Below are 11,487 nucleotides of genomic sequence, written 5' to 3' on the forward strand. Positions count from 1 at the left end.
GGCAGCAAGGAGGAATTGTGCGCGCTACCTTTCGCAATCTCGTCGGCACGCTGAACGTCGCGGCATTCATGCGCGATCGTCACGACCATGCGATCTCTGTCCTGCGCTGGGCGCTGATCTTGCTGCCCATGGCGGCACTCGTCGGGACGCTATGTGCGGCGTTCCTGTTGAGTCTTGATACCGTTACGCGACTGCGGTTCGCATCGCCCTGGCTGCTCTATCTGCTGCCGGTGGGCGGGTTCGTGGTCGGATTGCTCTACCATCTCACCGGGCGCTCGGTGGAGGGCGGCAACAACCTGATCGTCGAGCAGATCCACGAGCCGGGCGGCGGTGTGCCGCTGCGGATGGCGCCGCTCATCTTCTTCGGCACAGTGGTGACGCATCTTTTCGGTGGCTCGGCCGGACGTGAAGGCACCGCAGTCCAATTAGGCGGAAGCCTTGCCAGCGGTTTCGGCCGCGCGCTCCACCTCGATGCGGGCGGCACGCGCATCCTGTTGATGACGGGGATCGCAGCCGGGTTCGGCGCGGTCTTCGGCACGCCGATCGCAGGCGCGGTCTTCGCGCTCGAAGTGCTGGCGATCGGCCGCGTCGAATACTCCGCGCTAGTGCCTTGCCTCGTTGCAGCGCTAGTCGGCGATTGGACGTGCCTCGCCTGGGGTATCCATCACGGCGTCTACCCGATCGGCGCGTCGATACCGGTCGATGCGCTGCTCGTGACGAAGGCAGGTGTTGCGGGGATCATATTCGGACTGGTCGGTCTGGCCTTCGCCGAAGCCAACCACCTGGTCGGGGGATGGCTCAAGCGGATCGTTCCCTATGGTCCGCTACGTCCAGTGATCGGCGGGGTCTTCGTTATCTCACTCGTCTTCCTGTTCGGCACGCGCGACTATCTGGGCCTGGGTGTCCTGGCAGCGAGGCACGACAGCCTTACCATCGCCAGCTTCTTCGGACCGGACACGCATCCGTGGAGTTGGGCGATCAAGCTCCTGTTTACCGTCGTCACGCTCGGCGCAGGTTTCAAAGGCGGTGAAGTCACGCCGTTGTTCTTCATCGGCGCAGCGCTCGGTAACGCGCTGGCGCCTTTCTTGGGCGTGCCGACGGGCCTGTTCGCCGCGATCGGCTTTGTCGCGGTCTTTGCCGGGGCTGCCAATACCCCGCTCGCCTGCACCTTCATGGGGATTGAACTGTTTGGCGCCGGCTATGCGGTGCCGATCGCCGTCGCCTGTTTCGTGGCCTATCTCTGCTCGGGCCACAACGGCATCTACCTGTCGCAGCGCGTTGCGATACCCAAGGTGCCCGCGAACGGCCTCGCGCCCAATGCAACACTGCGCGAGACACGTACACGCCGCACAGCACTTCGCGCCCAGAACCGCGTGTCGTGAGTTGATGGCTTAGCCTGATCCCCCCGATACGTCGGGCGAAGCCTTCGGATCGGGGTCTTGCGCCTTGCCCTTCGCGGCGCCCGGCTGCTTTGCGCTCATGGCAGTCAGATAAGCGACGATCGCCGGTACGTCGGCCTGGGCCACAGGCGCCTTATAGACCTCGCGCATCTTGGTGACCTCCGCGGTCCACTGATCGGAGGAGAGTGGCGGCTGGTTCAGCGCCATGCTCGCCGAATGACACGAGGTGCAGTTCGCATTGATGACGTCGGCATGCGGGCCGGCGGGATATTGCCCTTCGTCGGTCGGGAGATCGACCGAGGTGGACGCCAGCGAGAAGCCGCGCGCCGAAACGCTTGGCGGCGGTGGTGCGGTCGGGGCGGCAGGCGGCGGGGCGATGCGGCTGTTCGGGGCACCGATCGCAAGAAGCAGAACGACGGTCGCGCCGACGAACCCGAACGACAGCGTGCCGATGGAAGGCGTTTTCATGGGGGAGCGCTCCTCAGCCGACGACGATGTTGGTGGTTTCAATGTTGCCGCGCATGAACCCGCCCGGGTTCCAGATCGGTGTCATCGGCTGCGCAACGCCGGCGGTGTTCCAGCAGCGCGACATCAGCCTGGTCGGGCCCGCATGGCTGAGCGGCACCTGCGCATCCCAGCGGCGGAAACTGTATTTGCCGTGATCGGGGCCGAGCGTTGTCTTGTACCAGCTCTTGCCGTTGTCGGTCGACACGTCGACCTTGGCGACGCCGCAGTCGCCTCCCATCGCAATGCCGCCCAGCGGGATCGACCGGTCGAACGCGATCGCCTGCCCTTCGTCGAGGCTCGTGACCCAACTGCGCGGGATCATCCTGTTGATCGGGACGGCCGGGAAATCCTTCTGGCCAGGCCGCACGTTCGCGCCTGGAGTGTCAGGGATTTTGTAAGCCTTGGCCATCCAGTAACCGTCGTCGGGTGCGGCGAGCACCTCGATGTCGTTCAGCATCTTGACCCAATAGGTCGAATACCAGCCGGGTACGATCAGCCGGACCGGGAAGCCGTTGAGGAGCGGCATCTGCTCGCCGTTCATTCCGAACGCCAGCATCACTTCGCCGTCGCGTGCGTGGTCGATCGACAGCGACTTGGCGAAATCCGGTGCGCCCGCAACCACCGGCTGGTCGAGCGCACCGAACCGTACCGCGACCGCGCCCGGCTTTACGCCGGCGATGTCGAGCACGTCGCGCAGGCGCACGCCTAGCCATTTGGCGTTGCCCATGGCCCCGTGGCGCCACTGCGCGCCCGCGACGGGCGGCTGGAACAGCGCACGCGAATTACCCGAGCATTGGTTGATTGCCGCCAGCTCGACGCGCGGCAGCTTCAGCAGTTGCGCGAGCGAGATCGACAGCGGCCGCGTGACCGCGCCGTGCACCTTGATCCGGAATGCCTCGACATCGATCGCGGTCGGAATGTCGGCCCAGTGCCAGCGGACGAAGAACTGGTCGTTCGGCGTAAAGACGTCGCCATTGAACACGCTCATCGGCGTTTCCAGCAGCGGCGGGTGGATCCGCTGGAGGATCATGCTGCCCTTGCCGGGGAACGCACTGGTCATCGGCCGTTCCGATGGGCCACCCGGCAGATGCAGGTCGACCATGCTCTGCGCCAGCGCGGGTGCGGCGATCAGCGCGCCGCTGCCGATCGCAGCCTCTGCGAGAAAGCGACGGCGGTTCGTCTCCTGCGCCAGTTTCATATCCAGGCTGTCCACCAACATTCTCCCGTTTCTGTCATGATCTGTATGCGCGACCTGTCCGCCGGTCTGCCCGGTACGGGTCGATCGGATGCGCCGGTTCGATCCGGCAGGACGATCAGTTCGGCCCTTTAATTGGCTTGGGCGATGCAGGGCGACACGAACAGGTTTCCGCGCCAGCCGCCTGCGACCGTCTTGGCGCCGACCAGCAGCCACATCGCGGCGAGTGCGATCGTGAGGACGGTGCCGACGATCCCGAAAAAGCCGAGCTGGAGCGTCGTGCTGAGCTTGAAGGTCGCGACCGTGTAGACGCCGAGCGGGAAGGTATAGCCCCACCACCCAAGGTTGAACGGAATGCCCGCGCGCCAGTAGCGGATCGTGATCAGCGTCGCGAGCGCCAGCCACCACAGGCCGAAGCCCCAGAGCAACAGCCCGGCGATCGTGCCGATTCCTTGCGCCACTGCGCCGATCTGGCCGAGGCCGTTGGCGGCGAGGATCGCGGGCGCGTCGCTACCGAGCACCAGCATCCCGAGCGCACCGGTGCCGATCGGACCGAGCGCGAGCCAGCTCGAGGCGGCCATGCTCTCGTGCGGCAGCTTGTGGAGAGCCATCCGCAGGATCAGGATCGCAAGAATGCCGAACGCGACCGGCACCGAATAGGCCCACAGGACATAGGAGGTCGCCAGCACAACGAACTGATGATGGGCGTCCGCCAGATGCGGTGCGAGCAGGCCTCCGCTCGCGCCTGCGACCTCGGCCGCGACCACTGGCAGGAGCCACACCGCGGTCATGCCGTCGAGCGAATGTTCGTGCCGGGTAAACATGAGGTAGGGGATCGCTACACCGCAGGCGAGCGACATCGCGACGTCGATCCACCACAATGTCTCGGCGATCGGGATCACGCCGGCGCCGAACCGCGGCAGGCCGAACGCCAGGAACCCGTTGATGATCGTCGCGAGGCCCATCGGGATCGTACCGATGAACATCGATACGGTGTTGTGCCCGAAGATCCGCCGCGCCTCGTGCCCGAACATGGTCCAGCGCGCGGTGTAGAGCCCGGCGAACAGCGTGAAGAGCGCGATGTTGAAATACCACAGTGCCTCGCCGACCGGGTGCAGCGATGCGCCGACCCCCGGAACCTGCGGCAAGGCCAGCGCGAGGATGCCGGTGCCCATCGTCGCGGCGAACCAGTTGGGGGTGAACTGCCGGATCATCTCGCGTGGAGAGTCGAGCCGGCTGAGCGGCTTCAGGCCATCGAGAACGGGTTTCAAATCGGCGGTCACTTGCCAGTCTCCTTGATGAGATCGGTCAGCGCATCGGCCGCCCGGGTACGATAGCGCTCTTTGTGCCTCAGCGCGTAGAACGGACGCCGCGGCAGACCGAGCGGCAGATCGTGCAACGTTCCGGCCGCGATTGCAGGTGCGACGACATGCTGCGACAGGACCGCGACGCCTGCGCCAGCCTCGACCGCGCTGCGGACCGCCTCGTTCGACGGCAGGGTCAGCGCGGTGGTGAGGTCCGACGGATCGACGCCGCGCTGGCGCAACACCTCCTCGAACGACGAGCGCGTGCCCGATCCCTGCTCGCGGATAATCCAGCGCGCGGCGCGGATCCAGTCCTCGTCGATCGTGTCGGCAGCGCGGTTGCTAACCAGCACCATGCGGTCGTTCGCGACCGTCCAATGCGCGAGCGCGGGCTCGTCGATCACACCTTCGACGAAGCCGAGCTCGACTGCGCCGTCGAGCACGCGCGCCGCGGCCCCTTCCGTGTTGTCGATCGCCAGTTCGATCGTGATCGCGGGGTAGCGCGCATGGAACGCCGCTAGCTGGCGGGGCAGCCAATAGCCCGCGATCGTCTGGCTTGCGACCAGCCGCAGTGTGCCGCGCTCCAGCCCGGCATATTCGGCCAGTGCAAGTTCCGCGCTCGCCGCACGGCCAAGGACGGCGCGCGCGTCGATCAGAAACATGCGGCCCGCTTCGGACAGTTCGATCCCGCGGCCGACCCGGTGGAACAGCGGCACGCCGTGCCGAGCTTCTAGCGCGGCGATGGCAGCGCTTGCGGCCGACTGCGTCACATTGAGCGCTTCGGCAGCGCGCGTCATGTGCTCGCGCTCTGCGACACCGACGAAAATCCTGAGTTGTTCGAGGGTCATGCCCGATCTCCTTGCCCCAATGATAGGGAAAGGAGATCAATCGAACCAACCAAAGATTACGGTCATTCCAATCAGATATACCGATTGGTCATTTCAGAATGTCGATAACCGCCTCACGTTCATCGACCAGTTCGGCAATCGTGCGATCGAGCATCGATCGCTGGAACGGATCGAAGGTAAGGCCTTCGATAAGCGCATACCCACCGCTCATGCAGTGCACCGGCACGCCGCACACCAGTCCTTGCGGGATACCGTAGGAGCCATCTGACACCACGCCCATCGACACCCAATTATCGCCTGCGCCGTGCACCCAGTCGCGCAGATGGTCGATCGCTGCATTTGCGGCCGACGCGGCCGAGGACGCACCCCGTGCTTCGATGATCGCGGTTCCGCGCTGCGCAACGGTGGGGATCAACGTTTCGCGGTACCAAGGCTCGTCTCCGATACGGTCGGCAAGCTTTTGGCCATCGAGTTCGGCATTCCCCCAGTCGGCAAACATCGTTGGCGAATGGTTTCCCCAGACGACGAGCTTCGTAATCGCATCGACACCGACACCCGCCTTGGCCGCAAGCTGTCCTTGCGCGCGGTTGTGATCGAGGCGGATCATCGACGTGATGTTTTCGGCAGGAAAACCCGGTGCGCTTTGCGCAAGGATCCAGGCATTTGTGTTGGCGGGATTGCCGACGACCAGGATCTTGGCGTCGCGTTTGGCCACTGCGTCCAGCGCTGCGCCCTGCGTCTTGAAGATCGCTGCGTTGGCAGCGAGCAAATCACGGCGCTCCATGCCCTTCGAGCGGGGACGAGACCCGACCAGCATGGCCGCATCGATGTCCTTGAAAGCCACCATCGGATCATCAGTAATGATCACATCTGCCAGCAGCGGGAACGCGCAATCCTCCAGTTCCATGACCACGCCGCGTACTGCGTCCATCGCCTGCGGCACGTCGAGCAGTTGAAGGATAACGGGCTGGTCCGGTCCGAACACGTCACCCTGCGCGACCCGGAAGAGCAGCGAATAGCAAATTTGTCCTGCGGCACCGCTGATCGCGATCCTGACGGGGGGCTTGGTCATTTTGGAAAGGGCTTTCGTTGGAAGATTACAGACGGTGTAAGACCGATCAACGCGCCGCCAGGGCAAGCGCCGCATCGCGCCCGGATGGCACCAGATTGGCGAGACCTTTTCCTGATCGCACGGCACCAGGAACGTAGATCAGGCTTTGCGCATCCGTACTGATCGGGATCGTCGACGCGGTGGTGTACGTCAGCGTGTCGATCCCAGCGACCTTGTTGGTTCCGGCCAGGCTGGCATAGATCCTCGTACCATCGCCCGACGGCCAAACCGCACTCGGAGCCGCTTGTAGCGGGACGGTTGCCACAGCCTCCAGGCTGTCGGTTCTATAGACCTTGATTGCAGGTTGATCGCCGCCAACGCTGACATAGGCAAAGGAATCGTCTGCGCGCTGGGCGAAGTTGACCGCGCCCGTTGCTGGACCAGTGTTTATCACTTCGCGTACCGCAAACGGCGGTTTGGCAGCAAAGACCGTGGTCGTGCCGCTCTCGCGGCGTGTTGCCCAGATCTGTTTGCCATCTGGCGAGACCGCGATTGCTCCCGCACCTGCACCGTTGCTGGCAACGTGTCCGACGACGCGCCGATGCTCGACGTCGACAACCAGGATGGACGGCCTTTCAGTAAGCGATACAAAGGCATAGCGTCCGTTTGGCGACAGGATGGTCGCGCCCGCTCCGCCACTTGCTGGTACGCGGGTGATCTCCCGCGCTGTCTTAGGATCCACGACCGCGATGGCATGTTCATCGCCGAGCGAAACCCAGAGTTCGTGCCCATTGGGCGTAAACGCGACGGCGGTAGGCGACGTCTGGAACACGGTCCGGCCTCGTTCCGTGTTCGTGGCCAGATCTACGAGCGTCACACTGTGCTGCGCTAATGCCGATACCGCCAGGGTCCGCCCGTCACGCGTTGCAGCCAGGTGCTGGACTTTGGGGCTGGAAAAGCTGGGCTCAGCTATCGCGCTTTTGGCGAGGTCGATCCGTCCCAGTTCGTTGCCCGCTGCAGGATCGATGACAACGATCTTCGTCGATGTAGGGTCAGACACATAGATCCGGTCATGATGGCTGAGGTCGATATCAGCCTTCGACCACGGTGCCTGAACCGCCTTGATATCGTAGGGAAAGTCGTCCGCCGCAGGTGCAGCCCAATAGGCCTGAGCGATCGCCGGGACTGGCGCTACGGAGGCCAACATCGCGGCAACCAGAACGATCGCAGCTTTCATCGTTTGATCCTTATCACGGACCCGGCGGGTGATCGTGCCGGTCCGATGCCGCTAGATCGACCGATATGTCCCTCGCGTCCAACGCATGGTCGCGATGATTTCAATACGAAAACGCGATTATAGATCGCCGACCGTTCCTGTTAAATGATTGGAATGACCGTGGTTATGCGTTGGACCGACCGCCCCGCCGCAATCATCTATCCTGTCACGCTCGGCATTCATCGAGACGCGCGGAGACTTCCTCATGGCAACACAGCCGATCTACGATCTCGCTACCGAGACACTCGTTGCTCCTAAGCCTGTGCGTCGACATCTCGCAATCGTGCCGGATGCAGGCAATTATGACGAGCTGGAAAGAACGGCTCCAGGCATCGCATCGCGCGGCGTCCATCCTGCCACGTTGGGCTTGCTCGTCGGCGTGTATGCAGCAATGTTGCTGACTTTCTGGACCTTCTTCGCACGTGATGCAGCTACGGCGCTCGTCCTGACGGTCGTGTCGGTCTTCATGATCCTGTATTTCGGTCTGATTGCTGGCGGCATCGTACTCAGCGATACTCCCGCCCCCGGCGAACCCCTCCGTTCGTTCTCGGAGTTCATCAAGGGCCCGGTCGATATCTTGACGGGCACGATCACAGGGCGCGAAGCGGCTATACAGATGCTCTTTCTCCCGGCCTGCATGGCCGTGCTAGCAACGATTATCGGCATCATCGCTCGCGTGTCGTAAACAGGAAAACTAGGGACAGGACGATGAGATCACGCATGACCTTGCTGATGGCGATAGGCTTGTCCGTATCGACCGCTGCTATCGCGCAAACGGACGGCTTCGCGTCCGCGATGGATGCGGCGATGACGCGGATGCACGGCGCGATGATGACTGGCTATTCAAACGATCCCGATCGCGACTTCGCAAGGATGATGATCCCGCATCATCAAGGTGCGATCGACATGGCTGAGATCGAGCTGCGTTACGGCAAGGACGAACGCCTGCGCCGGCTTGCGCAAGGGATCATCGTCGAACAGCGTCAGGAAATCGCGGTGATGCAGGGCATCCTATCCGAAGGCGGCGCGTTGTCACGTCACACCGGACCGACCGCGACTGGTCACCCCCATCACGGAGACCGTCCATGAAGCGTTTCACCCTAACCGCCTGCACCGCCTTGTGCTTTTCAGGCCCTGCGTTTGCCCAGCAAGTGCCCAATGCGACCCCCGACATCCCTGTCAGCGCGCAGGACCGGTTCTACACGTCGGACCAGTTCTCCAACACCGTGTCGGTGATCGACCCATCAACCAACACGCTGCTCGGCGTCATCAAGCTCGGCGACCAGACCCCCGCCAACCTCAGCCCGCTCTACAAGGGGCAGCTGCTTGTCCACGGCATGGGCTTCTCGCCCGATCGTAAGACGCTGGCGGCGATCTCGATCGGTTCGAACTCGGTGACGTTCATCGATACCGCGACCAATGCCGTGAAGCACACGACCTATGTCGGGCGCTCGCCGCATGAGGCGTTTTTCCGCCCCGACGGTCGCGAAGTCTGGGTCGCGGTGCGCGGCGAGGATTATATCCAGGTGCTCGACGGCAAGACCTTCGCGCCGACCACGCGCATCCCCGTTCCTAATGGCCCCGGCATGACGATCTTTTCGCCAAACGGGAAATACGGTTACGTCTGTTCGAGCTTCTCGCCCGAGACAGTTGTGATCGACACCGCCTCGAAGAAGATCGTCGGTCGCGTCAAGCAGGCGAGCCCGTTCTGCCCTGACATCGCCGCGACGCCCGACGGTAAGCAGGTCTGGTTGACGCTCAAGGACGTCGGCAAGGTCATGGTGTTCGACGCCAAGCCACCCTTCGCAGTGCTCAAGACGTTCGATACCGGCGCGATCACCAACCACGTCAATATCGCCCGCAATAAGAATGGCCAGTTCGCCTTTGTGACGGTCGGCACCGAGAATGTCGTGAAGGTGTTCCGCACCACTGACTTCGTGCAGGTGGCGAGCATCCCGGTCGGCGCGCTCCCGCACGGCCTATGGCCGTCGGGCGACGGCACGCGGATGTATGTCGGGCTGGAGAACGCCGATGCGGTCGCGGCGATCGACACAGCAAGCAACACCGTCATCGCGACGATTCCAATCGGTCAGGGGCCGCAAGGCGTGGCATATGTTCCCGGCGCGGTGCCGGTAGGCGATGGCCGTGCAAACCTGGTGCCGCTCGCGCAGGCCGGCATGAAGATCCAGCTGACTCTATCCGGGACTGGGCGCAGCCAGGTCACGCTGTTCGATCAAGGCCAGGTCCAGATTTTGCAGGCGGCGGTTGCGGGCCTCAGCCCAAAGATGCCCTATGTCCTTGGATTATCCTCCCACGCTGACGGCAGCGGCGTGATCCAGCCTTTGGCGAAGTTCATGACCAATCCGGCGGGCGGCGCGATAGTAAACACGCTCGGACCGCTCCGCCAGATCGTCAGCGACGCGAAAGGCGACATGCGCCGTTACCTCGTCATTGCTCCGGGCGACCCGATGATGCCGGGCGCTGTCGTTCAGGTGCAAAAATGAGGATTCCGGTGAAACCTGCGCCCCGCTGTCCGTGTCCGGTATATTCGGCATGACGCTGGGCTAGGTCGACACGACGTCTCGAGAGTGTCGGAAAGCACTTGTTTGTCGCACAATGGTGATTACGACTGGGTTTTCTACATATCGGGCCGCTGAATGCCGACAATGGGAAGGAAAGCGGACTGGCTGCTTTAGAGAGGGCAGGTGCGCTCCACTACCTGGTGCACTTCCATTTCGTCGCAGCAGGATGCCTTTACGCCTAGCTCATTACAGGCCCCGATCCGGCGCCGCATCGGCCTTCCGTGCCTGCCCGCCTGATAGTGCTGGGGGTCGCCGTCGTGATCCACTCGATCATGTCGCAGCTGCTCTACGCCGGGCTGTTCGTCGCCATATCCGTGCCGGTTGAACAGTTTCGCCGCGGTGCGGAGCTGATGTCAGTACATGGCGCCCAACTCGCCGGAATGGGTCTGCGATGCGGCATGTTCTGGGTCAAAATCGAAGCCCGGCTTAAGCGAGACCGGTAGGACGAAGCGTTTGCTGCGTGCCGGCTGGTCAGCTTTCTCCAAACAACTCACGTTGCGCCTTGTCCAATTCCTCTGCGTAGCGGCGTCGCGCATAGCTCTCGGAGAGGATGCCGAGAACTGCCCCGTCGCTTCCAACTACCGCCAGTTCGTCCGCACCTTCGGTATCGAACGTAGTCATGACGCTTCTGATGTCTGAATCCGGCGTAAGGGCGAGACCCGTGTGGATCGCCAGCGACCCGATCGGTGCCTTCTGATCGACCTCTTCGGCAAATGCACTGGCAGTCTGTACGATACCGCCATAATTTTCGTGGTCATCGACTAGTAGGACCCGACTTGTGGAACCAAGCGGAAACGCCCGACGAAACTCGGCGATCGTCGTGTTGCACGGCGTAGCCCTTTCGACACGTCGCATCATCTTGCCCGCTGTAAGCGTTCTGACCCAGCCGACATCGCGGGCGCTTTTGATGGTTTCGCCCCGGAGATGCAGGCGCCACGTAGAAAAGGAATAGCCGAACAGCTCGCGGACGATGGTGGACGAGACCAGCGATGCTGCAATGGCCGCGCCGGCAAGGGAGAAGTCGTGGGTCGCCTCAAGGACTAGCATCGCCATCGTCATCGGCCCGCCAACTACGGCGACCGCTAATGCGGCCATCCCCACCAGGGCCGCATTGTGCGGGTCGATCACAGGCGATCCGACAATCCATTCGAGTGAACCAGCAAACAGGTGACCCAGCAGGCTGCCCAAGAACAAGGATGCGAAGAACAGGCCACCGCGGAAGCCAAAGCCAAGTGAGATGATGGAGGCCGCGCACTTGACGACGAAGATGGCGGCGAGGAAGCGCAGCGATACCTCGGCTTCAAGATTGAGGTGGAGGGCGCCG

Annotated in this window: 12 protein-coding genes; 5 read left to right on the forward strand and 7 right to left on the reverse strand. The window is 63.1% G+C overall.

Annotated elements, in window-relative coordinates; translation table 11 throughout:
- Positions 1 to 17: 17 nt before the first annotated feature.
- Positions 18 to 1,382: a voltage-gated chloride channel family protein gene (locus AC59GX_RS20080; protein WP_056421043.1), complete on the forward strand. Its 1,365-nt coding sequence runs from the start codon at positions 18 to 20 to the stop codon at positions 1,380 to 1,382.
- 9 nt (positions 1,383 to 1,391) lie between these two features.
- Here AC59GX_RS20080 and AC59GX_RS20085 read toward each other — a convergent pair whose 3' ends face one another.
- The 6 genes from AC59GX_RS20085 to AC59GX_RS20110 form a co-directional block, all read right to left on the reverse strand.
- Positions 1,392 to 1,868: a hypothetical protein gene (locus AC59GX_RS20085; protein WP_056421040.1), complete on the reverse strand. Its 477-nt coding sequence runs from the start codon at positions 1,866 to 1,868 to the stop codon at positions 1,392 to 1,394.
- Between the two features lie 13 nt (positions 1,869 to 1,881).
- Entirely contained in the window at positions 1,882 to 3,126 is a 1,245-nt protein-coding gene (locus AC59GX_RS20090; RefSeq protein ID WP_200910428.1) for a molybdopterin-dependent oxidoreductase, read from the reverse strand.
- A 107-nt stretch (positions 3,127 to 3,233) separates the two neighbouring features.
- Entirely contained in the window at positions 3,234 to 4,385 is a 1,152-nt protein-coding gene (locus tag AC59GX_RS20095) for a TDT family transporter (protein WP_055843147.1), read from the reverse strand.
- Entirely contained in the window at positions 4,382 to 5,254 is an 873-nt protein-coding gene (locus AC59GX_RS20100; RefSeq protein ID WP_055843145.1) for a LysR family transcriptional regulator, read from the reverse strand. The genes AC59GX_RS20095 and AC59GX_RS20100 overlap by 4 nt, the downstream gene beginning before the upstream one ends.
- An 88-nt stretch (positions 5,255 to 5,342) precedes the next feature.
- A complete protein-coding gene (locus AC59GX_RS20105) occupies positions 5,343 to 6,392 on the reverse strand; it encodes a malate dehydrogenase (protein WP_497302436.1) in 1,050 nt (349 codons plus the stop codon).
- Positions 6,373 to 7,542: a YncE family protein gene (locus AC59GX_RS20110; protein ID WP_056421035.1), complete on the reverse strand. Its 1,170-nt coding sequence runs from the start codon at positions 7,540 to 7,542 to the stop codon at positions 6,373 to 6,375. The genes AC59GX_RS20105 and AC59GX_RS20110 overlap by 20 nt, the downstream gene beginning before the upstream one ends.
- A gap of 244 nt (positions 7,543 to 7,786) precedes the next feature.
- Between AC59GX_RS20110 and AC59GX_RS20115 the strand changes: the two genes are divergently transcribed.
- The 4 genes from AC59GX_RS20115 (at position 7,787) to AC59GX_RS20130 (ending at position 10,606) form a co-directional block, all read left to right on the forward strand.
- A complete protein-coding gene (locus tag AC59GX_RS20115; protein ID WP_043150680.1) occupies positions 7,787 to 8,266 on the forward strand; it encodes a hypothetical protein in 480 nt (159 codons plus the stop codon).
- A gap of 23 nt (positions 8,267 to 8,289) precedes the next feature.
- Positions 8,290 to 8,670 carry a CopM family metallochaperone gene (gene copM, locus AC59GX_RS20120; protein WP_244647482.1) on the forward strand — a complete coding sequence of 127 codons (381 nt, stop codon included), beginning with the start codon at positions 8,290 to 8,292 and terminating at the stop codon, positions 8,668 to 8,670.
- The gene (locus AC59GX_RS20125; RefSeq protein WP_133032469.1) at positions 8,667 to 10,085 is read left to right on the forward strand and encodes a YncE family protein; all 1,419 of its coding nucleotides are present in this window, start codon (positions 8,667 to 8,669) and stop codon (positions 10,083 to 10,085) included. Before copM ends, AC59GX_RS20125 begins: the two co-directional genes overlap by 4 nt.
- Positions 10,086 to 10,384: 299 nt before the next feature.
- Positions 10,385 to 10,606 carry a hypothetical protein gene (locus tag AC59GX_RS20130; protein WP_056019259.1) on the forward strand — a complete coding sequence of 74 codons (222 nt, stop codon included), beginning with the start codon at positions 10,385 to 10,387 and terminating at the stop codon, positions 10,604 to 10,606.
- A 28-nt stretch (positions 10,607 to 10,634) separates the two neighbouring features.
- On the opposite strand, the gene AC59GX_RS20135 is transcribed toward AC59GX_RS20130, so the two are convergent.
- Positions 10,635 to 11,487 (reverse strand): chloride channel protein (locus AC59GX_RS20135; RefSeq protein WP_497302437.1); only part of this gene is annotated, 853 nt, incomplete at its 5' end.

This window comes from Sphingomonas sp. 320_CC (assembly GCF_059691795.1).